At 71.4% G+C, this 25,324-nt stretch carries 15 protein-coding genes; 6 read left to right on the top strand and 9 right to left on the bottom strand.

Annotation, left to right across the window (positions count from 1 at the left end; all coding sequences use genetic code 11):
• The 5 genes from UWG_RS0118370 to UWG_RS0118350 form a co-directional block, all read left to right on the top strand.
• The coding region (locus UWG_RS0118370; RefSeq protein ID WP_016908681.1) for a LysM peptidoglycan-binding domain-containing protein at window positions 1-302 on the top strand (302 nt) is incomplete at its 5' end.
• A gap of 741 nt (window positions 303-1,043) precedes the next feature.
• Window positions 1,044-1,832, top strand: a complete 789-nt coding sequence (locus UWG_RS0118365) for an SAM-dependent methyltransferase (RefSeq protein WP_029391563.1) — start codon at window positions 1,044-1,046, stop codon at window positions 1,830-1,832.
• 635 nt (window positions 1,833-2,467) lie between these two features.
• A complete protein-coding gene (locus tag UWG_RS0118360) occupies window positions 2,468-3,685 on the top strand; it encodes a PASTA domain-containing protein (RefSeq protein WP_016908679.1) in 1,218 nt (405 codons plus the stop codon).
• A gap of 264 nt (window positions 3,686-3,949) precedes the next feature.
• On the top strand, window positions 3,950-4,423 hold the full coding sequence (locus UWG_RS0118355) for a cupin domain-containing protein (protein WP_016908678.1): 474 nt from the start codon (window positions 3,950-3,952) through the stop codon (window positions 4,421-4,423).
• Window positions 4,424-4,629: 206 nt separating this feature from the next.
• Window positions 4,630-5,562, top strand: a complete 933-nt coding sequence (locus tag UWG_RS0118350; RefSeq protein WP_016908677.1) for a class I SAM-dependent methyltransferase family protein — start codon at window positions 4,630-4,632, stop codon at window positions 5,560-5,562.
• Between the two features lie 240 nt (window positions 5,563-5,802).
• Here UWG_RS0118350 and UWG_RS0118345 read toward each other — a convergent pair whose 3' ends face one another.
• From UWG_RS0118345 to UWG_RS0118325, 5 genes are all read right to left on the bottom strand, one after another.
• On the bottom strand, window positions 5,803-6,213 hold the full coding sequence (locus UWG_RS0118345; RefSeq protein ID WP_016908676.1) for a RidA family protein: 411 nt from the start codon (window positions 6,211-6,213) through the stop codon (window positions 5,803-5,805).
• An 83-nt stretch (window positions 6,214-6,296) separates the two neighbouring features.
• Window positions 6,297-11,204: a DNA repair ATPase gene (locus UWG_RS0118340; RefSeq protein ID WP_016908675.1), complete on the bottom strand. Its 4,908-nt coding sequence runs from the start codon at window positions 11,202-11,204 to the stop codon at window positions 6,297-6,299.
• Window positions 11,205-11,283: 79 nt separating this feature from the next.
• The gene (locus tag UWG_RS0118335) at window positions 11,284-13,356 is read right to left on the bottom strand and encodes a flotillin family protein (protein WP_016908674.1); all 2,073 of its coding nucleotides are present in this window, start codon (window positions 13,354-13,356) and stop codon (window positions 11,284-11,286) included.
• Window positions 13,357-13,530: 174 nt separating this feature from the next.
• Complete coding sequence (locus UWG_RS0118330) at window positions 13,531-14,166, bottom strand: hypothetical protein (RefSeq protein ID WP_016908673.1); 636 nt, start codon at window positions 14,164-14,166, stop codon at window positions 13,531-13,533.
• A 248-nt stretch (window positions 14,167-14,414) separates the two neighbouring features.
• Window positions 14,415-15,521 (bottom strand): PucR family transcriptional regulator, encoded by a 1,107-nt coding sequence (locus tag UWG_RS0118325; protein ID WP_016908672.1) that lies wholly within the window; start codon window positions 15,519-15,521, stop codon window positions 14,415-14,417.
• A gap of 269 nt (window positions 15,522-15,790) precedes the next feature.
• Between UWG_RS0118325 and nhaA the strand changes: the two genes are divergently transcribed.
• A complete protein-coding gene (gene nhaA / locus UWG_RS0118320; protein WP_016908671.1) occupies window positions 15,791-17,206 on the top strand; it encodes a Na+/H+ antiporter NhaA in 1,416 nt (471 codons plus the stop codon).
• 4 nt (window positions 17,207-17,210) lie between these two features.
• Here nhaA and UWG_RS0118315 read toward each other — a convergent pair whose 3' ends face one another.
• The 4 genes from UWG_RS0118315 to UWG_RS0118300 all read right to left on the bottom strand — a co-directional run bounded on the left by UWG_RS0118315 (window position 17,211) and on the right by UWG_RS0118300 (window position 25,016).
• Window positions 17,211-19,550 (bottom strand): FUSC family protein, encoded by a 2,340-nt coding sequence (locus UWG_RS0118315; RefSeq protein WP_016908670.1) that lies wholly within the window; start codon window positions 19,548-19,550, stop codon window positions 17,211-17,213.
• A 421-nt stretch (window positions 19,551-19,971) separates the two neighbouring features.
• Window positions 19,972-20,358: a hypothetical protein gene (locus UWG_RS33085; protein ID WP_157838570.1), complete on the bottom strand. Its 387-nt coding sequence runs from the start codon at window positions 20,356-20,358 to the stop codon at window positions 19,972-19,974.
• Between the two features lie 6 nt (window positions 20,359-20,364).
• Window positions 20,365-24,579, bottom strand: a complete 4,215-nt coding sequence (locus UWG_RS0118305) for a DUF6531 domain-containing protein (protein ID WP_016908668.1) — start codon at window positions 24,577-24,579, stop codon at window positions 20,365-20,367.
• Entirely contained in the window at window positions 24,579-25,016 is a 438-nt protein-coding gene (locus UWG_RS0118300) for a WXG100 family type VII secretion target (protein WP_016908667.1), read from the bottom strand. Before UWG_RS0118300 ends, UWG_RS0118305 begins: the two co-directional genes overlap by 1 nt.
• Window positions 25,017-25,324: the final 308 nt, after the last annotated feature.

Raw genomic sequence — 25,324 nt, 5'->3', positions numbered from 1 at the left:
GCGCAGGCGCCGGCAACCTCACCGCCGACGGACCCTCCCCCGACGTGAACGCGGAAGGCGACGGCTCGGAGCAGTCCCAGCAGGAGCAGGCACCGCAGCAGGAGCAGGCGCCGAAGCCGAAGCCGCAGCAGGAGTCGGCCCCGAGCAAGTCCGGCGACTACACCGTCGAGTCGGGCGACACCCTCACCGGTATCGCCGACGCGCACGGCGTCGACTGGAAGCAGGTCTTCGAGGAGAACAAGTCCGTCATCGGCGACGACGCGGACCTGATCGTCCCGGGCCAGAAGCTCCGGATCGGCTGAGTCCACGCCGTAGCCTTCGGCACCGCGCCGACGTGAAGACCGCCGCGGCCCGTGTCCCTTCCCCCCGGGGGACACGGGCCGCGGCTCCTTTTCGTGCGCGACCGGACGAGCTCCCGATCCGCCTCGAAGCGGTCCTTCCCGCCGAGGTGGCAGCCGTACGTCTGCTCCGCCCTCGGCTGACTCCGACCCACCACCGGAGCCGCCACCGTCGGCCCCGGCGTACGGCCCGCGCGTTGCCGGCCGTCGTCCTGACTCCGTCGGCGGCCCTCGCCTTCGTCTGCGGCACACGGGACGACTCCCGCACACGGTCACTGGCCTCCGTGCGACGGGTCCGTGTGTGCGGCCCCGGTCTGGTACGCCGCGGTGGCGTTGCCCTCGCGGCGCGCCGCAGACGCCGCACCACCACGCCCGACGCCGCGAACCCCGCACTGAAGCGACCCCGGACCGACAGCCGCCCGCCGCGCCCCGGCACCGCCACGTCCCGTTCGGCAGCGCCTCGGCGAGCGAGCGCCGACGGCACCGGGAGAGCGCGGTGGACCGGTGGTGGCGCTCGCCGTTCACGGTCCTCGCACAGCACGTCGGTGTTATAACTGGACCCGCACGGGCCGGAGTTGACGCGTCCGACGAGGGGATGCACGCACGCTCCGCCCCGCTACCGGTACCGAGCGCTTCCCGCCCGAGGGGCTCCGCCCGGGCAGCGAGTACGCAGCATCGACACGACGCAGCTTCCTGGGGGTATGGATGTCTCTCGACACCGGAACACCGCACTCGGCGCGCATGTACGACTACTACCTCGGCGGCAAGGACTGGTTCGAAGCCGACAAGCGCACGGCCGAGCAACTCCTGCAGCGGGTCCCGGAGATCCGCACCTTCGCCCGCGAGAACCGCGCCTTCATGCGTCGTGCCACCCACGCTCTCGCCGGCGAGCACGGAGTGCGGCAGTTCCTCGACATCGGCACCGGCATCCCCACCGAGCCCAACCTCCACCAGGTCGCCCAGCGCGTTGCTCCGGAGTGCCGAGTCCTGTACGTCGACAACGATCCCCTCGTCATCGAGTTCGCGGACGCATTGCTGCGCGGCACTCCCGAGGGCCGCACCGCCTATCTGGAGGCGGACGTCCGACACGACGACCTCTGGAGCCACCGACCCCGCATCGCGGAGGTGCTCGACCTGGACAAGCCCGTCGCTCTCTCCCTCGTCGCGCTGATGCACTTCATAACCGAGGAGGACGGGCCCCACGAGTTGCTCAGCCGGCTCCTGGAGCCGCTCGCCCCCGGTAGCTTCCTCGTCCTGTCCCACACCACGTACGACTTCGACGACGGCGCCGCCCGGGACGCGGTCAACTCCCTCTACGGCGAGCACGGCATCAACACCGCACCTCGCAGCCGCGCCGCAGTCGCCGCCTTCTTCGAGGGCCTGGAGCTCCTCGACCCCGGCGTCGTCGTCGGCCCCCGCTGGCGCCCGGACGGGCCGAACCAACTGCCGGACGAGCAGGCGGGTTTCTACGCGGGGGTCGCGCGCAAGGGCTGAGCGCTGGGCCCCGTGGGTCTCACCGTGGAGAGGAGGGCGTCCACTCCGCGAGGCAGTCCCGACTCTCGCACTCTTCACCGCCGGCGGGGAGGCGACCGAACCCGGCTCTGTGCCGCCGTCGTCGACCGCCCCCTCAACGGCGCCGTCATTGTCGGCGCACGTCTCCCGGGCACCGCCTCGTTTTCCGCTGAACGCCCCGTCTCCGGACGCGCTCGAAGAGAGCGGCAGCTCCGCGGTGTATTACGGCACCTCGGAGCCTTCGCCGGTGGACGAGCGCCAACTTGCCTCCAGGGATGCGGCTTCCCGGCCTCTGACGAGGCGGCAACAAGCGGACGTCTGGAGGCGTTGGAGAGTCGCCGCACCTCGGGAACGCGGCGCCGGCCGGGCTCCCGGCGCCGGAGAGCCCCGACGTCGCAACCGGATCCGGGAAAATTGCGACTGATCCCTCATATCTCGTTAGCATGAACAGCACTTCACCGACATGCCTGCTATGCCTTTCCCCAGCACGCATGCGTGTCACATCCCGATGCGTCCGGCGCTGTCGGCGTCATGCACGTAGGCGGTACTCCAACACGTCCTGCGGTACGGGGCTCTGCTCCGTCCTGCACAGGCTCAGCCGCGAAAGGCATCAGACCGTGGACTCGACGAACCCCGCCGGCCCGCCGACTCCGGCGCCAACTCGCCCGTCCTGGTGGCAGACCACGGCAGCACGCCTCGCGTTCGTCGGCGCTGCCGCCGTCCTCATGGCCGTGAACGAGGCCCTCGGGGTCTTCGCCATGCTCGCCGCGCTCGTGCTGCTCTGGGTCAGACGGAAGAGCGTCGGTCATCCCTGGCGGGTGTGGCAGCGCGGATGTGCCAGCTTCGGTGCGTTCCTGCTGTGCACCATCGTGGCCGGCGTCGCCCACCCGGTGCCGGACGAGCCGCGGACGAGTGCGAAGGCGGGGGCCACCGCGACGCCGGCCCCGGCCGAGGACAGCACGCCGCGGCCGGCGGCCAAGGCACCGGACTACGCGGGAAAGCGGCTGGACAAGGCGCTCGAGGCGGCGAAGCGCGCCGGGTACGGGACGGCACGGCACGATGCCTCCGACCGGAAGCGGAAGATCGTCGCCGCGTCCGGCTGGACGGTGTGCTTCCAACGCACCACCAAGGACGGCAGCGTCGACCTCGCCGCGGTGAAGACCGCGGAGCCCTGTCCGGAACACGACGGCGAGCCGCTCCCCTGGCCCACCATGTCGGACGTCACGCAGAAGAGTTGGGCGAGCGCTCGCAAGGCACTCGTCGCACGCGGCATCGACCGGAAGAGCATCCGAGCCGAAGCCGCCTACAGCAACGACACTCTGCCGGAGGGCGGTGGCCACGACCGCTGGACCGTGTGCACACAGGACCCACGCGCCGGCGCACGAGTCCAGCCGCGCGACACGGTCACGTTGAAGCTGACCGCGCCCAGGAACGACTGCCCCTCCGCGGACGTCGACTACCCCCAACTCCCGGACCGGGACCACGACGGAACGCCTGACTACCGGGACCACCACGACGATCGGCCCGGCGCCTCGAAGGGCGGCTCGTCCGGCGGCTCCTCCTCGTCCGGCGGAGGCGGCGGCAGCTCGTCGAACGACACCTCCGGGTCCGGCGGTACCCCGCCGGGCGACGCCGGCAACGGCTCGTCCTCGAGCGGTAGTTCCTCGACCGGCGGAAGCAGCAACTCCTCAACAGGCGGCAGCGGCGGCTCGGTTGGCACCGTCCACCCCGGGGCCTTCTGTTCCCCACCGGGCGCGACCGGCCGCACCGCGGCCGGCACCGCCATGGTGTGCGGCCCGGCAGCCGACAACAGAAACCGCTGGCATGCTGCGTGACCGCCCCGGAGCCCGTCCCGTCCGGTGACGGCTTCACGGAAGTCGAGCCAGAACTCCCCCGCGCACGCACTCCGTTGGCGCACCCGCGCCCTACGCCCTCTGGAGGACATCCCCCACTCGATGCGACGATCACGTGGACTGCGACGTCCCCCGTGCGGCACGCGGTCCGGGAGCGTACGCCCCGAACCGCTCGAAGTCGCCGGACGGCGGGCTCCGTCGCTCCGACCACGACCGGCCGGCACACGCGGCCGGGGAGGAGCACGGATGAGCATGGCCCTCGTGCGGAACCGGGGAGACGGCGAGACCTTCCAGTACTACCGCACCACCAACGAACAGGTCGTCGGAACGAGCGAGACCAACGGGGCCGCGAGCGTCATGCGCGCGTCCCTGCACCACGGGGACGCGCCGCCGCTGCACACCCACAGCAGGGAGGACGAGAGCTGGGTGGTCCTCTCCGGCCGGGTACGGTTCTGGGTCGGCTCCACCTCGCTCGCCGAGTGCGACGTCCACGACGCGGAGGCCGGCGCCTACGTGTTCGGGCCGCGGTTCGTGCCCCACACCTTCCAGCCGCTCACGTCGACGGCGGAGGTGCTCATCATCAACAACCCCGGCGCCGTGGAGGGTTACTTCCGCTCGGTCGGCGCCGCGGACGGGCGCCGCGACGCCGACCACACGGATCTCTTGGCGCGGTACGGGGTGACGCTCCTCGACGGCCCGCCCCGCCCCCAGGACGGCTGACCCGCACCCTCGAACGCGGCCGCCCCGGACTCCGCGCGGCGGCGAGGGACATCCGGCCCCGATCCGCGACGCCCCCGGAGTGCGCGGAAGGCCGGAAAAGGGCAGGAGCCATGCGGGTACGCGGAACGTCCTACCCGTGAAAGGCGCAGCGGCGCACGGCACCGCGCCGCCCGGCAGGGCGGCGGCACACGGTACGGGGGCAGAGAGTGGCAGAGCGGACGACATCCCGAACGACGACCGACGACGGGGCGACCGGCCGAGGCGCCCCGGCCCGGGGCGCCGGGCGGCACCCGGGCGAGGACCGGCGTCAACAGCCGGGACCCGCCCGGGAGTCGCTCCCCGAACGCCTGAAGTGGACCCTGCTGCGCGGGCTGATGCGCACGGTCGGCCGCAGCAGTCAGGGCATCGCGCTCGGCCACCGGTACGGCTTCGACAGCGGCCCGCTGCTCGACTACGTCTACGAGGACGAGGCCCACGGCTCGTTCGGCATCGGGCGCCTCCTCGACCGCGCCTTCCTCGACGCCGTCGCCTGGCGCGCGGTCCGCGCTCGGCAAGAGCTGCTCAAGGAGGTGCTGCGGAAGCTCGTCGCCGAGCGGGAGCAGCAGGAGGTCGTCCTCCTCGACGTCGCCGCCGGCTCCGGCCGCTACCTCCTCGACCTCCTGGAGGAGGACACGGACGGCATGCTGCGCGTCGTCTGCCGCGACAACGCCCGGACGGCCCTCGCGCACGGCCGCAGGCTCGCGGCCCGCCGCCGCCTGCTGGAGCGCCCGCTCGACTGGGAGGAGGGCGACGCCTTCGCCCCGCTCCCGCTCGCCGACCGGCGCGCGCCCGACCTCGTCGTCGTCTGCGGCCTCTACGAACTCGCCCTCGACGACGAGGCCGTACCCGAGTCGATGTCCCGGCTCCGCGAACTCCTCGCCCCCGGCGGCGTGTTGGTCTTCACGACGCAGACCGCGCACCCGCAGCGCGAACTCGCCTCGCACACGCTGCCCAACCGCGAGGGCACACCGTGGCGCATGGCGTGCCGCACGGCGGAGGCGGTCGAGGCGTACGCGGCCCGGGCCGGGTTCGCGCCGGAAGGGATCAGCACCAGGACGGAGGAGACGGGGCTCTGCGCGGTGACGGTCGCCCGCAAGTGACCGCGCGGAGAGGCCGGCCGCCTGCCGCCCGCGCGGCTCGGCCGGATCGGCGGCGCATCGCGTCCGGCGCCCCGCGACCGCACTCGCGGGCGAGAACGTGTCTCTTCGACAGGTGGTCCGCCTGCTCAGCAAGGGGATCCGACCGACGAGCGGGCGGTACCGGAACCGCCGCTGCCGGTGGCGGGATCACCGCCCGGAGAAGAAGGACCACAAGGCCGCCCGCAAGGATGGCCCGTCGGCTCAGGAATCAAGCACGGCGGCAACGGCTTCGATCTCCACGAGCTGGCCGTCGTAGCCGAGCACGGTGACCCCCATCAGCGTGCTGGGCACGTCGTGGTCGCCGAACGCGTCCCGGACGACCTCCCACGCCGTCACCAAATCCTCCCGCCGGTGCGAGGCGACGAGAACGCGGGTGCTGACGACATCGTGCAGCGACGCGCCGGACTCCGTCAGAGCGGTCCGCATGTTCTCCACAGCTCTGGCCGCCTGCCCCGCGAAGTCCCCGATCGCCGCGGTGGAACCGTCCTCGTCGAGAGGACATGCTCCGGCCAGGAAGATCAGCCGCGACTCGGCAGGGGCCGTGGCCGCGTAGGCGTACTCCGCGACATCGGACAGGGAGGCGGAACGGATCAAGGTGACGGCACGCGGCACGGGCTTGCTCTCCGGACTGCTCATGCCGGCAGACGCTACTGGGGGTCTCAGCCACGGTCCAAGCGTTTCCCTGCCGCACCGACTCACCGCAGGTGCGCGGCCTTCAGCCGCTCCCACCGTGCCGCGCCTACCTCGTCCAACCTGCCGCGCAGCTCGGCGAGTTTGAGGAGGTTGGCCTCGGCTCCCGTGGTGAGGGTCTGCGCCTCCGCCGTGTAGTGGTCGTCGACGAGGGCCTCCAGCTCCTCGTCGTTCATGGCGGGGACGAGGCGCTCGGCGAGCTTGTTGGTGTTGCGGTAGGAGCCCTGGAGGAGGAAGGGCGGCTCCGTCCGGTCGGCCGGGTCGACGCCTGCCGAGGCGATGTAGGCGGAGTTGACGGCGAGGACCGTGCGCCGCACCCGGAGCAGGTGGCGCAGGACGGCCCGGACCTGCTCCAGCTCCGTTGCGGAGTACGGGTGGACGAGGCGGTCCGGTTCCGCGGAGCCGTCCCCCGCGGCGAGGCGGACCAGCAGGTCGATGTCGCCGCGGTCGCGGGAGGCGAGCGGCGCGAGGGTGGGGTTGGCCGTCAGCGCGTTCTCGACGTGGCTGAGCGCGAAGAGTTCCTCGCGCCCGGAGAGGACGTCGCCGAGGTTCCGGACGTCCGCGCGGTTGGCGAGCATGTCGGGGACGCGGAACCGGCTGCCCGACTCGGTGAACGGGTTCCCCGCCATGCAGACGGCGAAGCGCTTGCCGCGCAGGTCGAAGCTGCGCGGCGTCCCGTCGGCCGCGACGCCGTCGATGCGGCGCTGCGCGTCGCAGAGCGGAATGAACTTCTGGAGCAGTTCGGGCGAGGTGTGCTGGATGTCGTCGAGGTAGAGGAGGACGTTGCTGCCCATCTCCAGGGCGAAGTTGATCTTCTCCACCTCGCGGCGGGCTGCGGCGTCCGGCGCCGCAGCCGGGTCGAGCGAGGTGGTGCGGTGACCCAACGCAGGCCCGTCGACGGTCACTTGGACGAGTCCGAGGCGCGCGGCCACGTACTCGACGAGCGTCGTCTTGCCGTATCCGGGAGGCGAGAGCAGGAGGAGCATGCCCTGGCTGTCCGTGCGCCGCTGCTCGCCCGCCGCGCCGAGCTGCTTGGCGAGGTTGTCGCCGATGAGCGGCAGGTAGACCTCGTCGATCAGGCGGTTGCGTACGAAGGTCGGCATCACCCGCGGCTTGTACGCGTCGAGGTGCAGTCGCCTGCGCTCGGCGGCGAGGAGCGCGTTGCGGCGCCTGGTGTACGCGCGGTGCGCGGGGACGCGGTGGGTGCGGAAGGTGCGCGTGCGGTCGAGGAACTCGTCGAGCCGCACGTCCAGTTCGCCGCCCGCGAGCCGCGGGTGGGTGCCGAGCAGCTCGGGCACGCGCTCGCGGAGCGGCGCCCGGACTTCGCGGTACTCCAACGTGCCGCCGTCGAGGGCGAGTACGGCCGCCTCCGTCAGATCGCCGGGGAGTTCCGCTCCGGTGCGTTCCTCGCCGCCGCGGGTCTGCGCGTACGAGTGGAGCCAGGCCGTGGCGAGTTGGAGCCGGGCCCGCAGGTCGCCGTCGAGCGCCGCGAGGTCGGCCGCGAACTCCTTCGACGCGGCCGAGTCCTCGCCGCCGAGCGCTGCCCTGAACCCGTCGAGCAGCGTCCGCGCGGGGGCGCCCGTGACGAACCTGGGGCTGCCTGCGGCGAGTTCCTCGAAGAGGTAGCCGCCGAGGTCGCCGTCGGGCAGCTCGCCGAGTTCCGCGGTGAGCGGTCGGAGGAACTCGCCTGCCGCGCCGTCCAGTTCGGCCGCGAGGTCGGCCGCAGCCGGCACCGGTCCGAACGCGCCGCGGGCCCGCGCCAGCGAGGCGGCACGCGTGGTCCACTCGCGCCGGGCCGTCTCCTGCGCCCCGTAGCCCCAGAAAAGTTGGGCCGCGGCGCGCACGTCGGGCCGGAACCGCAGCAGCCCCGCGTCCCTGTGTAGGCGGAGCAGGACGCCGAGGAGGCGCGCGGCGTCCCGGTCGTGGACGCCCCTGTCGTACCCCTCGTCATACGCGGCGTCGCTGAACTCCCGTACGGCGGCGAGGAGTCGGCCCTCCGCCGCGGCCTCGCGCAGCGCGTCGAGGCCGCGTTCCGCTGCCGCGCGCTCCAGGACCGTCGCGGCGAGGTGCTCGGCGCGGTAGACCTCGGGCGACTCGGACGCCAAGGGCTGGCCCCAGAACGCCCGCGTCGCCGCGAACTCCTCGTCGTGCACGGGAGCGCGGTAGTCGGTGCCGGTGACGGCGAAGACGAGCGCGCCGTCCTGCGGGACGAGGGTCAGCTCGACGGGTTGGGAGTCGACGCTGAAGCGGTGGCGGCCGAGGCGTACGGTGCCTTCCTCGTCGCAGAGGTCGGCGCGGTCCCGCAGCGCCCGTGCCGCCTCCTGCTGCGCGGCCTTCAGCCGGCCCTCCAGCTCGTCGGCGCGCACCTGCTCCCCGAGCTGGCGCAACTCCCCCGCCGTGGTGCGCACTTTGGCGACGAGCGGTTCCGAGCCGAAGTAGGCGTGCACCTCGTCGAGGGACGCGAGCGAGGAGGAGCGGCGCGCTACGGTGCCGAGCACCCGCTCCGCCGACGCCGCGAGGCGCTCGGCGTACCGTGCGCGTGCGTCGATGCGGGCCTGCTTGCGCGCGGAGAAGGTTTCGTGGATCTCCTCGCGCCGGTCCACGAGCCGCTCCAGGAAGCCGCCCGCTCCCCCGTCGGCGTCGAGCGCGCCGAAGCGGGACTCCAGGTTCTCCAACTGCATCATGAGCCGCGCGAGTTGGTCGTCGCACTCCTCGGGCGTCCCGGCGGCGGCGAGTCCTCCCGCGACGGCCTGGCCGAGGAGCGCGAACTCCGCCTCGAACTCCGCACGCCCCTCGCTCTCCTGCAACTCGCCCCGCCTGCGCTCCAGTACGGCGCGTGCGCGGTTGACGGCGCCCGTCACCTCACCGACGGCGGCGAGCAGCGCGGTGCGCTGCGTCGCGTCGGAGACGTCGAGGCCGCCGACGACGTCGGTGACCGCGGTGAGGCTCTCCGCGCGCCGGTCGATCTCCTCGGCGAGCGGCGCCGTCTCCGCGACGGTCGCGACGGCCGCGGCTCGTGACTCCAACTCCTCGATCTCGCGGTGCGTTTCGTCGAAGGCACCCGGCGCGGCGAGCCGGTCCACGGCCCTGCGGCCCGTGGCGTCGAGTGCCTCGGCGAGCTCTCCGTCCAGCTCCCCGAGCCGTCCCGTGTCGACGTACCGCAGGTCGCTGAGGGCGGCGACCCGGCCCCTGGCCCTGCGGAGTCCGGTGAGGAGCGCGACCCAGCCGGCCGCGCCGCCCGGCACCTCGCCGCGCGCCCTGCGGACGAGCGCGGTCGCCTCCCGCGCCGCCTCGTCGAGCGCGCTCTCGGCCTGCGCCCGCAGCTCCTCGACCCGGCGCACCTCGTCGATCGCCTGCTCCGCCGTGCCGCGCAGGGTGCCGAGCGGTTCGTCGAGCCGCTCCAGGCCCTCCGACCCCAACCACGGGTGCTGGTCGGCGAGTCGGGTGCAGGCGGCGGTGACGGCGCGGAAGACGGCGGCGTTCGGCTCCATGCCGTCGGCGAGGCGTACCACCGCGTACGCGTCGGAGATGCCGCGCACCAGCTCCGCGTTGCCCACGCGCGCGAGCGGCCCGTCCCCCTCGGGCTGTGCCGTGGCGTGCGTGGCGCTGGTGTACGGCGTCCGCCACAGCTGGACGGGGTGCACCCTCGTCGGGCCGCTCCCGGCGGAGCGGAGCAGGACCAGGGTGCCGTCGGGGAAGAGCGCGTGCCCGTCGGCGGGGAGCGGCGCCGCGACCTCCTCCCGGATGAGGTTGTACGGCAGCAGCAGGGTGCGGCCTCCGGCGGTGCGGAAGACGTGGAGGACGTCCTCGCCGTTGGGCGAGCGGACGGTGGCGTGCCAGCCGAGCGCGCCCCGCTCGGGTCCCGTGTCGAAGGTGCGGGCCGCCGAGCCTGCGGGCGCGTTGGCGAGGTAGTACCCGCCGGCGAAGACGATGCCCTGCTCCTCGGGGAGCAGCCGGCAGCCCGCGCCGATGCCGTCGAGCCGCACGACCTCGCCCGTGCGCTCGTTGTGGACCAGGTAGCGGTAGGCGTCCTCGTTGTACGGGCGCACCCGCAGCAGCGTCAGCGGGCCGACCGCGGCGTGCGCGATCCGCGCGTCGGCGAGCGACTGGAGCGGCTCGTCGACGGGTTCGCGGTGCAGCCCTTCCGCAACCTCGGTGTCCGCGGTGGACTTGACGGTGAGCGCGCCCTCCGCGATGCCGACGTGGAGGCGTCCGGCGAGCGAGACGAGCGGGTAGCGCCCCGGCACGTGGTCCTCGCGGCCGGCCTCCTGCCATGCGAACTCGTACGGCTCGGGGGCGCGCAACTCGCGCTCGCCCTTGGCGTCGACGTACGCCGGACTGCCGTCGGGCGCGATTCGCCAGCGCAGCGCCCGTACGTCGCCGTCGCGGTCGCCGGTGCGGAAGACGGCGAGGAGGAAGGGGCCCGCCGTGTCGAAGCGGGTGAACCGGGCGGAGCGGTAGTAGCGGTGGAGTTCGGCGAAGTCCCTGTGGAACCGCTCGTCGTCGAGGAGCCCGGGGACAGCGGACTCGGCCGCGGGGGCGAGGCGGCCCGCGTCGAGCGCGAAGAGCGCGAAGACGTCGGCGGGTTCGGCCTCGCGGTCGGCCGGGGCCGCCCCGTGGTGGCCGAGGAGGAGGGCGCCGCCGACGTGGACGACGTCGCACGCTGCGGTGTCGGCCGCGGTGCGTAGCTGCTCGGCGCGGAGGAGTTCGAGCCCGGCGGCGCCGAACTCCTCCGTGCGGCGGGCGTTCAACCGCCCCGCGCGTGCGGAGAGTTCGGCGGCGGCCCTGGCGATGCGGTCGCGGAGGACGCCGAAGGTGCCGGCGTCCATGGGGTCCTGCGCCTCGGCGCCCGGCGCGCCGCCCGCGGGCTCGTCCGCTGCGTGCGCCGGCTCGGGTGCGTGTGCCTCGGTCATCGCTCGTCTCCCCATCTCCTCTGCGCCCTCTCTCCTCCACTCCCGGCGGATCGGGCCGCCCGGGGGCGGCCCGTGCCCGTCAGACCGCGGCTTTCGCCCCGTTGACCGCTCCCGTGCCGCCGGCGAGGGCGGAGAGCGGCAGATCGGCCGCCGGGGTGCCGCTCACCGAGTCGAGGAGCGCCCGGAGTTGGGAGGTGTTCGGGCCCTCCTCGGCGATGAGCTTGGTGAGCAGCCCGGTGAGCGTGAGGTCGCGTACGCCCTGCGCGCCGAGGCCGCCGAGGACGGCCCCGAGGTCGCGGGTGAAGGTGGAGTTCTCCTTGTCGAGCCACGGGGCCGCCATCGCCTGCACGGACTCGCTGCGGTCGACGAAGGCGTCCGCGCTCTTGCCCGCGGAGATCGCCCCGACGAGGCGGTCGAAGAAGACGGACTCGCCGCCCACGATGTCGATCCTGGCGTTCTTGAGCCCCTCGGAGACCACGGACGCCTGCGCCTCCGCGACCTGCCGGTGGACGTCGATGCCGGCGATCCGCACGTCCTTCTCCGCCTCCAGGCGCAGCCGGTACTCCTCGTGCTCCCTGCTCGCCTCGTCGAGCGCCGCCATCGCCGACGCCTTCTCGTTGAGCCCCTCGGCCTCGGCGCGCATCCGCTCGCGGAGCGCTTCGGCGGCTGCGAGGCCGCGCTCCTTCTCGGCCGTCGCCTCCGCGAGGCCCATCGCCTTGGCGGCGTCGGCCTCGACCGCGCGGTTGCGCTCCACCGCGTCGGCCATCCGCTCCTGCACCTCGGCCTCGGCGAGCCCCTCCGCCGCGGACTCGGCACGCTTGCCCTCGGCGAGCCGGATCGCGGACTGCGCGTCGAGGTCGGCCTGCTTGCGCCGGGCCTCGGCGAGGGTGAGCTCCTCGGCGGCGCGGTGCTCCGCCGCCTGCTCGGCGGCCTCGGCCGCCTTGATGTCCTTCACGAGGCGCTCCTGGGCCTCCGCCTCGGCCTGGATGATGAGGGCCTGGCGCTCGCGCTCCGCCTCCTCGACGGTGCGCAGCTTCTTGATCTCCTCCTCCTGCTGCGCGACGGTCTTCTCCACCGCGATCCGCTCGCGGACGACGTCGGCGATGTCGCGCTTCTCCGCCTCGACCTCCTTGTCGGCCGCGATCTTCCGCAGCTCGGTCTCGCGGTCGCGGGCGATCACCTCGAGGAGCCGGTCCTTCTCGATCCGCTCGTTCTCGATCGCCACGACGCGCTCCCTGTTGAGCTGCGCGACGGCGACCTCCCGCTCGCGGTTCTCGTTCTGGATGCCGAGCGCCTCCTCGGTCTTGAGGTGCGCCGTCTGTGCGCGCATCCGCTCCTCGGCCTGCACCCGGGCGGTCTCGGCCTCCTCCTTGGCGCGGACGGTCTCGACCTCGCGGCGCTGCTTGATCTCGGCGTCCGCCTGGCGGCGCTCCAACTCCAGCACGGCCTCGCGGGCGTCCACGTTCTGGCGCGTGATCTCCTTCTCCTCCTGCCGCTGGTACTCGTTGGTACGCACGTGCTGTTCGGCGGTGAGTTCGGTGATCTTGCGGATGCCCTGGGCGTCGAGGATGTTGTGCGTGTCGAGCTGCTGGAGCGGGGTCTGCTCCAGGTAGTCGATGGCGGCGTCCTCCAGGCTGTAGCCGTTGAGGTCGGTGCCGATCACGGCGATGATGCGGTCCCGGAACTCGTCGCGCTTGGTGTAGAGGTCGGAGAAGTCGAGCTGCTTGCCGACGGTCTTGAGCGCCTCGGAGAACTTCGCGTTGAAGAGTTCCTGGAGGGTCTCCCGGTCACTCGCGCGCTCGGTGCCGATCGCCTGCGCCACCTTCACGACGTCCTGCACCGTCTTGTTGACGCGGACGAAGAACGAGATCCGGATGTCGGCGCGGATGTTGTCCTTGCAGATGAGGCCCTCACGGCCGGTGCGGTGGATCTCCATCGACTTCACCGAGATGTCCATCATCTCGGCCCTGTGCAGCACGGGCAGCACCACCTGCCCGGTGAAGGTGACGTCCACCTTCCGCATCTTGGAGACGATCAGCACCTTCCCCTGCGGCACTTTGCGGAAGAGTCGGCTGATGGCGAAGAAGGCGACGACGAGGAGGAGCAGGCCGACGGCGAGGAGTACGCCGAGGCCGAGGGAGATGGCGTTCATGCAGATCAGTTCCCCTGTGGTTTCCGGGGACGGGCTCGCCGTCCCCCTGCGTTTCCGGGTGCGGTTCTCGGCCCGGGTGGGGGCGCCGGGTCGGTGGGCCGCGGGCTGCCGCCCGCCGTGTGTGTGCCGGTCGCGTCACGTCGGCGCGGCGGCGCGCGGCGTGAACGGCCGTGGTCAGCGGGGCGGTTGGTACGGATCGAGCGCGCCGTCGTACGGCGTGACGTGGAAGAAGGAGCCGTCCGCGTCGTAGTCGAAGATCAACGCCGTGCTGCCCGCGCGGAGTTCGGCGTCCGGCTCGGTGCAGCGGACCTGCACGAGCGCCGTCGACGCGTCGGCCGCAACGACCTCGGCCTGTCCGAAGGAGGCGTCGACGCGGCCGGTGCGCACCGTGCACACCCGGCCGACGAAGTCCTGGTGGCTCACGAGGCGTTCGGTGCGGAAGAAGGGACGCAGCAGTCGGCAGCAACCCCGCGTGACGAGCCACGCCACGAGGAGCACGCCGAGGAGCACCAGCGCCGACCAGGGAAGGCCCGATGGCGCATACACCGAACCCGCGAGCGACACGAACCAGGCAACAACGGTGAGCAGCGAGAGCACGACGACGAGCGGCACGCCGCCCAACCCGAGCCCGGCGAGGCCCCCTTGGGAGCCGGCGGCCGAGGGGTCGGAATCGATGCCCCCACCCCCGTCGGGGGCATCGACCCCGGCCAGGCCCACCAGGACAAGCAGCCAGTAGGCCACGACCACAACCAGCGGAAATCCGAACAGGACGGTCGGAAACGCCAACGCGTACGAGATGAAGTCTCCCAACGCCCTCTCCCCCGTTCCGGTTGCGGTGTGCATCCATTGTGGCGCGGAGCGTCGCCTTCGCACATTGCCAGATCCCGGCAATCTTTATGGCTTTTTTACGTCCGGCTCCGCGCGAAACACTGCTGTAACACGGGGGCCATCCTGCCGACGGAGCGTCACCGCACGGCCTTCTGCGTGTCACAGTCGTGTGCCGTTGGTGCGGCCGGCTCAACCCCCGTGCGGCGCAGGGTGGTTCGTACGGGCGCGCCTCACAGCTCCGTGTCGGGCCAGCCGAGGAGCCGCGCGCCCATGGCCGCGGTCTCCAGCGTGTAGCGGTGGAGCGAGTTCGAGGGGTCGTACCCCGTGAGGGACTTGATGCGCTCCAGGCGGTACGAGAGCGTCCGCACGCTCACCCCCAGCCGCCGCGCCGCCGCCGCGTTGACGTACCCGGCGGCCGAGCACTCCAGCACCGTCCCCAGCAGCGGCTCCGCTCCCCCGCGCGCCTGCGTGAGCGGGCCGAGGACGGTGCGTACGAGGTCGGCGATGGCGGCCCTGTCCCGCAACAGGACGGGGAAGACGAGGAGTTCGGCCGCGCTCAGCCGCACCTGCTCCAGCACGAGGTGCTCCGCGAGATCGAGCGCCCCCACCGCCTCCTCGTAGCTGCGCACCACCCCGCTGGCGCCGACGTGCTCCCGCCCGATCGCCACCCGCCGCGCCGCCCGGTAGCCGGGGCCCGGCCGCTCCGCCAGCTCCGCGAACGCCTCCAGGACCGCCGCGTTGCTGGAGCCGACGACGCAGACGAGCCGCCCGTCCTTCGTGGTGAGCAGGACGTCCCGCTCCTCGAAGCGCCCGAAGAGCTCCCGCTCGATCCGGCGCACCACCGGGTTGGCGTCCTCGTACTTCTCGACGCCCTCCACGACGGCTACCGCGTGCCGGTCCGCGAGGTGGAGGCCGAACCACTGGGCACGCTCGGCGAGCCTGCCGAGGTTGCTCCGCCCGTGGAGCAGGTCGTCGACGAACTCCCGCCGCGCCGCCTCCTCTTGGCGCACGGCCATCCGCTGCGCCCGCTCGTACCCCTCGCCCACGGCCGACACCGCGGCCTCGACGGCGCCGAGCACCGCGTCCCCCGTGCGCCCGCGCTCGCTCGCGCCCGCCACCCTGGCGACACCGGGGAGCGCCGCCCAGACCCTGCGGGTCTCGGCGAGGTAGAGGCCGACGAGCTGCCGCATGCTGTGCCCCTCCTCGGCGGCGCGCTCACCGAGGTCCCGGAAGGAGTCGAGTTCGGGACGGCGCAGCAGCCGCCCCGTGTCGCTCACCTCGGCGAGGACCTCCGCGTACGTTCCGAGGTACTCCTCGGGTATCGCGCCGCGCTTCACCTCTCCACCGACCTCGCCCCCTGCCCCGCTCCGGCGCCCACCGCCGGGTCCGACCCCGGCAGCATAGGCCCCCGCGCCGCTCCGCGGGACCGCTCCGGGCACCGCGCCCGGTCCCGTAGTCGCCGGTCAGCGCGGTGACCTCATTGCGGGAGGCTCCACGCGTGTGGTTACGGTGGAGGTGTCCGTGCCTGCTGAGCACGACTAGGTGTGCCGGGAAGACTGGTCGGCGACGAAGCGCCCCCTGTCCGCCACCACCCCGGAGCCAGCAGATGACCACGCCCGAACACCAGACGCCCGAGCTCTTCCGGCGCCCTCCGGCGAGAGAGCGCAGACTCCTCACGGACGCCCTCCGCACCGAGACGATCAGCGGCGTGGTGCTCCTCGTCGCGGCCCTGGTCGCCGTCGTGTGGGCCAACACTCCGCTGAGCGAGGCGTACGAGAACATCCGGAGCTTCCACTTCGGCATCGACGCGCTGGGCCTCGACCTCTCCGTCGAGCACTGGGCCTCCGACGGACTGTTGACGATCTTCTTCTTCATCGCCGGCATCGAACTGAAGCGCGAGCTGACCGGCGGCGAGCTGAGCCGCCCCGCCGCCGCCGCGCTGCCGATCGTCGCGGCCGCCTGCGGCATGGCCGTCCCCGCGCTCTTCTACTTCGCCGTCAACGCACCCTCCGGCGGCCAACTCCACGGCTGGGCGGTGCCGATGGCGACCGACATCGCCTTCGCGCTCGGCGTCCTCGCCGTCATCGGGACCCACCTCCCGTCCGGCATCCGCGCCTTCCTGCTCACCCTCGCGATCGTCGACGACCTCGGCGCGATCCTCGTCATCGCCGTCTTCTACACCTCCAGCCTCAACTTCCTCGCGCTCGCGGGCGCCCTCGCGGGGCTGGTGCTCTTCCGCGTCCTCCACGCCAACCTGCGGGTGCGCGGCTGGTACGTCTACGTCCCGCTGGGCCTCGCGATCTGGGGGCTGATGTACAACAGCGGCGTCCACGCGACGATCTCCGGCGTGGCGATGGGCATGCTGCTGATCGCGAAGCCCTCGGCGAAGGACACGCACGGCGACGAGGCGGAAGCGGCGTGGCTCGGCGAGCGCACGACCCCCGCCGAGCGCATCGAGCACCGCGTACGCCCGCTCTCGGCGGGCCTCGCCGTCCCCGTCTTCGCGCTCTTCTCCGCCGGCGTCAGCGTCTCGGGTTCCGCGCTCTCCGAGGTCTTCCGGCAGCCCGAGTCGCTCGGCGTGATGCTCGGACTCTTCGCCGGCAAGATCGTCGGCATCTTCGGCGGCACCTGGCTCGCGGCGCGGTTCACCAAGGCGCGGCTCAGCAGCGACCTGTCCTGGTGGGACCTGCTCGGCGTCGCCATGCTCGGCGGCATCGGGTTCACCGTCTCGCTCCTCGTCACCGAACTCGCCTTCACCGACGACGCGACGACGGAGCACGTCAAGGCGGCGGTGCTGATCGCCTCGCTCGTCGCGGCGATCGCTGCCTCGGTACTGCTGAAGTTCCGCAACGCCAAGTACAAGAGCCTGTGGGAGGCGGAGACGCGCGACGAGGACCGCGACCGCATCCCCGACCTGGACCAGCCCGAGGACGCCGCCCTCCGCCCGGCCGAGGCCGCACGCCGCGCCGCCGAGGCGAAGCGCCGCGCCGAGCAGGAGGACGGGCGGCACCCCGAGGGCTGACGCGTCAGGCGCGCGGCTGCACCGCGTCCGCGAGGTCGTCGAGCCCCTCGACGACGAGCTGCGCGGTGCGCAGCGCCACGGAGTGCGGGTGGGACTCGCGCGCCTCCCAGGACGCCAACTCCGCGTGCACCGCGCTCCAGTCGAGCGGTTCGCTCTCCCGCACCGCCCGCGCCGCGGACTCCACCGCCGGACGCAGCACCGCGGTGAACCCGGCGGCGCCCTCCTCCGAGGGCTTCGAAGGCTTCCGTACCGTCCCCTCGGCCGACTTGGCGACCGGCCCCTGCGCCCCCTCGGCCCCCCGCCCCGACGTCGTCGAGCGCGCCTCCGCCGGTACGTGCGCCTCCAGCAGCATCACCGCACGCCCCCACGTCACGAGCGCGGACTGCGCCTGCGTCGCGGAGCGCTGCGAGATCCGGCCGCGGTCGCGCACCGGTTCGGCCTCCGCGCGCGCGACGGTCTGCTCCCACTCCTGGCGCGCGGACCGGGCGTCGAGGAGGCTGTCGCGCACCTGACGGGGGCGGCGCTCCGCCGGGTGAGCGAGCGCGTCGAAGACGGCGCACGCGTAACTCCCCGTCGCGGCGAGCCAGTCGGCGAGGCGGTCGCGGAGGTGCGGCGTCTCCCAGGCGGGGAAGAACGCGTAGCTCAGCATCGCCAGCACCCCGCCGAAGGCCGTGAGCAGGACCCGTTCGGAGACGGTCTGCGACCACTCGTTGCCGGCGATCCCGAGCAGGAAGACGACGTAGGCGCTCACACATCCCTGGGAGATGGCGTACCCCGTGTGCATCAGCAGGTACATGCCCGCGACGAAGAGGACCGCGAGCCCCGCGCAGGCGTAAGGACCGGGGTTGAGGAGCGCCGTGATCGTCCCGGCGAGGCCGACACCGACGAGGGTGCCGACGAACCGTCCGAACCCCCGCTCGTACGTGCGCGAGAAGTCGGGGCGGAGCACCATCACCGCGGTGAGCGGCGCCCAGTAGCCGTGGACGGGCGGGAGCGCGGTACCGATCAGGTAGCCGGCGGAGGCGACGCCGGAGACGCGCAGCGCGTGCCGGCAGATCTGGGACGAGAAGTGCAGCTCGCGCCGGATCGTCCGCGCCACGACCGGGATCCTCCCGCCGATCGACGTCCGCGGGAGGTGGCGCTCCCGCGCGCTCTGCTCCTCTCTTCGGGCCTCGACGGCCGGGAGTTCGGCGGACTCGTCGGCCGCGTAGTTGCGCCACTCGTCCTCCAGGCGGCCCCCCTCGCGCGGCTCGGGCGTGAACACCGCCTCGGCGTCGCGCGGCCCGGGGCCCTCGGGCGCCGTGTACCAGGTGACCCGCGGCAGCAGCGCGGGGCGCGTCACCTCGACCGGCTCCTGCGCCGCCTCGACCGCGTCGTCGGTGAGCGCGGCGAGCCGTATCGCGGCGCGCTCGGCAGGGCCCGTGAGTACCTCGTCGTCCTCCGGCGTGCGCAGCACTTGGAGCGCCTCGGCGGGGACGCGGATGCGCTCGCTGCGGCGGATGGCGCGGGCCGTGGCGTCGAGGACGGTGGCGGCGGCGCTGAGGAGTTCGCGCACCCGGTCGCGCTCGGGGCCCTCGTCGGGTACGCCGCCGACGATCGGGTCGGCGAGTGAGGCGAGGACGGGGCGGAAGCGCTCGGCGAGCGCCCGGTAACCGTGGAGTTGGCGCGGGCGGCGGCGGGCCTGGCGGGCCGTCACGGCCGCGGCGTTGCGCGCCTCGATGAGCGGTTCGGGGTCGAAGGGGGCGACGGGGTCGTGGCGAAGCCTGCGGGCGTAGTCGGCGACGCCGGCGAGCGCGTCGGCGAGCGCGTCGCGGCGCTCGGCCCACGGCCGCAGTGGAAAGAGGACGATCAGCAGCGCCTGGACGACGCCGCCCATCGCGATCAGCGCCGCGTGGAAGAGCGCCCCCATGACGCTCGTCGGCAGGGTGACCGCCACCAGCATCACGCCGACGGTGAGCGCGGCCACGACGCCCGCCGTCGGCCCCGCGGCCCACGCCATCCCCGCACCGAACGCCCAGACGGCGACGAGCAGGACGAACGCCTCCGGGTACCCGACGAGCAGGTACCCGAGGAACGTCGAGACGGCGAGCCCCCCGGCGGCCGAGAGCGCGAGGATCGGCCGCGGCCGCCAACTGCGCTGGAACGTCGCCACCCCGGAGGCGAAGGCCCCGAAGGCGGAGGAGACGGCGAGCTTCGGGTCGGCGAAGACGAGCAGCAGCCCGACGACGACGGCCACCCCGCACGCACCGCGGATCGCGATATACGGCGTCAGGGAGCTGCGCTCCACACTCAGTCCGGACCGCGCGGTGCCCGCGATCGCACGGAGCCACGGCGTCACCTTCATGCCCCGAGAATAGGCAGACGACCAGGTCCTCCGGGGCAGCGGCCCGCGCCGGGAGCCGTACTGCCGGATGGCGTCCGGAGCACAGACGCCTACGGGGCCGGGCACGGCGCCCGCAGTTCGGGCGGGCGCTGCCGCGCGGCAGGGCACACGTGTGCCTGAGCGGTCCCGGGCGCGGGTCGGGGGTCCGGGGTAGGCGGTGCCTGGCGGTTACGACGTGATGGGCCGTGTCCGCCCACCGGAGTCGAGGTCGTGGCGTCCTTTCGGCAGAGGCTGCGGACGGGCGCCGTGTTCGCGACTACCGGCACGGGCACCGCCGGGGACCGGTTGTCGTCCCCTGCCCTGACTCTTTCAGGGCTCGCCCTCAATGCGGCTCGTTCCTGGAGGTACACGCTGTAATCGATACATGTGAGGAAACCGCCAGTCAGTACACTGCCACTCGCAGGGGCTCGCCAGCCAACACCTCGACGGTCTCCTCCCTGTAACGGATTCGCTTCCCTACAATTTCGCCCACCTCGTTCGAGACGTCATCGACGGCGAGGCACATCCCTAGAAGTAGTCTCCCCTCAGCGGGAAGTCTATCCACCGCCCAATTCTCCGGCGGATAACACCATGACGGAATCTCAGAGTCTGAACATCTATCCACCATGAGAGTCCAGTCTGTTGCCGAACTGTAAAAGATTCTTCCACCTCCTTCCAGGGATACGCAGACGGCTTCCAGACTCGCATCCGAGGAAACACCTTCGTGGTGGTAGTAGAGTCCCTGCAAGGATTCGGTCCGGTGCTGTAGCAGCACCTCAGAAGAAGTCACGTTTTATCACTTTCGGGTGTGGATTACTTTGGCCTCAGCGAACCAGCCACGGGGAGTCTCCTGCGGAAACATGGTAACGAACTCTCCATCCGGCCTTGTTACCATCAGGTCGCCCCCCTTCCGGAAGAATAGGTAATCCGCTCCTCCGCCTCCATCCGGGTTCCATGCTCCTCGCCGTACTTCGTCGGGTGATCCATGGACCGCATGCATTCGACTCCTGAACCACTCTCTGCTCGCAGAGTCACCGGGATCCAAGCCGTAGTCTTGTGCATGCTTACCCCATTTTTTACCGAATTGTTTTTCGTTGATGGATACATCGGGTTGATTCCCATTCCCGCCGCCGGGACCGCACCCTTTGAGTCCGAACGGATCCAACCAAAGGTGAGGATTTTTAACGTAGGCGTGCTCGTTCATCCCTCCTGTTAGACCCAGTGGGTCGGGAGAGATGTACCCTGCACTTTCCGGGTCATAATATCGGTAATAGTTGTAGACAAGCCCTGTTTCCGTGTCTGCGTATTGCCCGGGGAAGCGGAGTTGGCAAGTGACGTTGTTCTCTCGGAGAACGAAGTCTGTTCCCCAAAGACTGGTACGACATTGCCACCTCACTTCTCCGTTCACAGTTACGATTTCGGTGGGGGCGCCTACGAGATCTGTTTGCACAGCACAGAACTGCGGTCGTCCTGCGATGGGTTCGAGTTTTTCGAGAAGCGACGCGCCCGACGCGCGGGCCAGTTGCGTGTGGTCGGTCTGGGCCAGCGGCCGGTGGGTGCCGGGTTCGTAGTCCCAGGTGGTGACCTTGCCTGCGCCTGTGGATTGTTCCGCGAGCCGTGTCCCGTCCCATGCGAACGTCAATGTGTCGCCGTCGGGTCCGGTTTTGGATATGCGTCGTCCGAGGGGGTCGTAGGTGTAGGTCCAGGTGCCGTTGGGGGTTTCGGCGGTCTGGAGGCGGTCTTCGGCGTTCCAGGTGTAAGTCCACTGTTTGCGTTGGCCGTTGAGGAGTCGCCGGGTGGTGGTGGTGCGGCGTCCTGCGGTGTCGTGGGTGTAGTGGGTGTGGCCGGCGCGGTGGATGAGGGTGCCGGTGAGGTGGCGGTCGCCGGGGGAGGGGTGGTCGGGGGCTTCGGCGTGGGATTGGTTGCCTGCGGGGTCGTAGGTGTAGGTCTCGCGCCAGCCGGTGGCTTGGACCTGGGTTATGCGGCCCATGGGGTCGAGGGTGAAGTGGCGGGTGCCGGCGGTGAGTTCGCGGATGTGGGTGAGGTGGCCGTCGGGGCGGTAGGTGTAGGCGCGGTGTTGGAGGAGTTCGTCGCCGGTGCGGGCGGTTTGGGTGGTGAGGCGGTCGGCGGTGTCCCAGGTGTGGGTGAACATCACCTCGCCCGTGCGGCGTTCGACCTCGCGGCCGGCTGCGTCGTGGGTGAAGGACAGGGTGCCGTGGTCGTTGGCGAGGCGGGTGTGGCGGCCCTCGGCGTCGTAGGTCCAGTGGGAGGTGAGGCCGGAGGGGGTGGTGCGGGTGAGTGTTCGGCCAAGAGCGTCGTAGGTGTAGGAGGTGGTGCGGCCGTTGGTTGTCTCTGTCAGTACGCGGCTCAACGCGTCGCGTTGGTAGTGGAGTTCGGCGTGCGGGTTGGTGGCGGAGGTGAGCGCGCCGGCGGCGTCGTAGGTGAAGGTGGTGCGCTCGTCGGTGGAGGTGTCGAGTTGCTCGACGATGCGGCCCAAGGCGTCGCGGGTGTAGTGGAGGGTCTGGCCTTCGGCGTTGGTGCGGGTGAGGAGTTGGCCTGCCGCGTCGAGTTTGTACGTCAACGTGGCGCCGTTGAAGTCCGATTCGGCTATGAGGCGTCCGGCGGCGTCGTAGGTGTAGTCCCAGTGCAGGCCTTGGGGGTTGGTCACCCGCGTCAGGCGCAGTTCGGTGTCGTGGGTGAAGGTGTACTCGGCGCCGTCGGGATCGGTGCGCGTCGCCGGAACGTCGAACGGTCCAGGGGTGTGGCGGGTGGTGTTGCCGGCTGCGTCGGTGTGGCTGAGGAGGTTGCCCTCGCCGTCCCAGCTCCACCGCTCCTGGCCCCCTTCGGCGTCCTGGCGCCACAGCGGTTTGCCTTCGACCGTCCACGCCATGCGTGTGGTGTGTCCCAGGGGGTCGGTGACCTGTGTGACCCGCCCGAAAGCGTCCCGTTCCACCGCCGTCACGTGTCCGAGCGCGTCGGTGATGCTGACCGGCAGTCCGGCCGTGTTGTTCTCGACGGTGCGGGTGTGGCCCAACGCGTCGGTGACGGCGACGAGGTGACCGCCCGTGTCGTAGGTGTGGGTGGTGGATGCGCCGGTGGGGTCCGTCGTGGCCGTGAGGTTGCCGGCCGGGTCGTAGGAGTGTCTCCAGCGTGCGCCGGACGGGTCGGTCACCGTCAACGGCTGGTGGAGGGCGTTGTACGTCGCCTCTGCTTCGGAACCGTCGGGCAGCGTGACGTGGGTGAGGTTGCCGTTCTTGTCGTACTCGTACCGGGTGGTGCGGCCCAACGGGTCGGTGACGGCGACGGGTTCGGTGCCGCGGTCGTTCCACTCGGTGCGGGTGGTGTTGCCCAACGGGTCGGTTCTGGCAGTGAGTTGGCCGTGCTTGTTGTACACACACGTGGTCGTGCCACCGTGCGAGTCGGTGTAGGTGGTCGTGTGCGCGGGCTCGTCGTAGGTGAAGTGGCCCGTGTAGATACCGTCGATGCCGGAGGTGCGGATGACGCGGCCGTGCTCGTCGTACTCGTAGCTGAACCAGGTGCCGTTGCGGTCAGTCCAGGAGAGCATTCGGCCGGCGTCGTCGTAGGTGAACCGCATCGGCTCACCGCTGGAGTTGACGACCTCCGCGAGGTTCCCGGCCTCGTCGTATCCGTAGCGGACGAGCAGTTTGCCGGTCTGCCCTCCCGCGGGCCACTCGCCGTAGGCCGTACCCTCGTCCAACAGCCGCAGCGCGGTGACGCGTTGACCCTCCGTCTCGACCGCGACGGTGTATCCGCCGGAGTGACACAAAGCCGCGGGCGCGCCGTTCGCGGTGCGCACCACCTCGATGCGCTCGCCGTTGCGGTCCTGCCAGGAGTCGATCGGCAACCGGACCGTCGCGTCCGCGTCCGTGGGCCGTGCATGGGTGAACGTGCGCACCACGCCGGTGTCCGGGTCAGTGATCCAGAATTCGCCGTCGGGTTTTCCGTCCCATTCCAACGGCCAGCGCGGTCCGCTCACCGGCAATGTGGCCACTCCCGGCCGGGGCACCGGATACACCAACCGCATCCCGTCCGCGGCTGCGAAGACTGCACCCTGATCGTCGAGTTGGATTTGCTCGTCCAACGTCGACACCCAGGTGGGCCCGAAACACACCCCTGCCTGGTAGGAAGAGAGATAGGTGCGGGAGAAGACCAGAGGAAACGACCCAGGCAGCTCCAGGTCGGTGTGCTCCATGAACATCGCGCCGGTCGCCACATCGACCGGTTCGCCCTCGGACGGTGTCTTACCGGGCTGGCGGTGGAAGAAATCCCCGAGCAGGTTCGGGCGTACCGCGGGCACGATGGTCTGGTGCGGCACCATCGTCTCCGGGCCGCCGATCGCCCCGTGGACGGCACCGGCCTGAGCGGCGCGCTTGACGTCGTCCAAGCTCAATGACGGTTGCTTGCCCAACGCCACCCGCATCGGCTGGGCCACCGCCAACTCCAACGTGGCATTCGCGATCGCCCCGACCGCGGCGTTCATCAAAGCCCCGGACAGAATCCTGACCGCCGACGCAGCAATACCCTTCCCGAGCCTCTCGCTGAGCCTGATGACGTCGTGGGCGACCTTCCCGCCACCGACCGCCATCGAGATCCCGCCGGTCTCCGGAGCGAGAGCCATACAGGCCGCCAGCAAGGCGAGATTCCCCGTAACCTCGGAGCGAATCTGCGCCTTGACGTCGTCGATCTGATCCGCCAAGCCATCCAGCGACTTGGCCATCTCCCGCGCGGCACGCTCCAACTCGGGTAACCACCCGTGCTCGCCCGAGCGGACGTACTGAGCCCAAAACAGCTCGAACTGGTCCGCAGCCTCACCGCTGTTGACCGAGGTGATCCGATGGGCCGAGTGGTTCGTCTCGTGCCAGATGTCGTCCACATGCCCGGCAAAGGTCCGCCACGCCGTCGCCGCCTGGCGCAACTTCTCCGCATCGCCGTCCGGCCAGACCAGACCCGCACTCTCCAACCAGGACAGAACCTCGTCCAAGACACCCATCAGTCCGACTCCCGATCGGACTTCTTCCATTCCTTCAGGTCGTTCTCGTCCACGGGCACGTCCTGGAATATGCCCTTCACATGGTCGTCGTTGTCCAGGTGGCCGTCCTTCATGTCGTCCAAAGCCTCATGGATACTCACCAGCCCCAGCACCAGGACACCAGCCGCCGCCTCGATCTTCTTCTGGTTCGGCAGGTACTGATCCTCGAAGTCGCGCCCGGTGTGGTCCTCGCCCCACGGCTTCCCCAGACCGTCCAACGTCTCCACGAGATCCGACAAGGCGGTACTCAGCTTCTTCCCCTTCGCCCCGAAAACCGGTGCCGCCAACCTCAACTCCGGCACCGAGATACCGAGAACCTCACCGCCCTTGCCCGCCCCGGCACCGTAATCCGACGTCGTCTCCTGATTGAGCCGCACGTGCGTGGACTCGTCCGACATCCCGTCCCCTCACGATCGGAAGCGATCACACACCGGCGCCAAGACCGGAACGCCCGCGGAGCGGCAACAGTTCACAGGGCACGAGTTCGGCGCCCCCGAAAGAGTAGTCGGCGCACCGCCGCTTGTGACGCGCACAGCTCAACTCGCCCCGGCATCCCAGGCGTCGTCCCGGTATGTGACCGCGGGCCCCCTCGTGACTCTCTCGGCGAGCGGGTGGTCAGCGTTCGGCTCGCGCGTGCAGCACCCGACCGTGACGTCCCGACCAAGCGGAGACGCACGAGAGCGAACCCTCGCTCCGGCGCACAGAG

The organism is Streptomyces xiaopingdaonensis, assembly GCF_000262345.1.
Lineage (GTDB): Bacteria > Actinomycetota > Actinomycetes > Streptomycetales > Streptomycetaceae > Streptomyces > Streptomyces xiaopingdaonensis.
The sequence above is the reverse complement of the archived record's forward strand: the minus strand, read 5'-3'. Positions and strand labels throughout refer to the sequence as shown.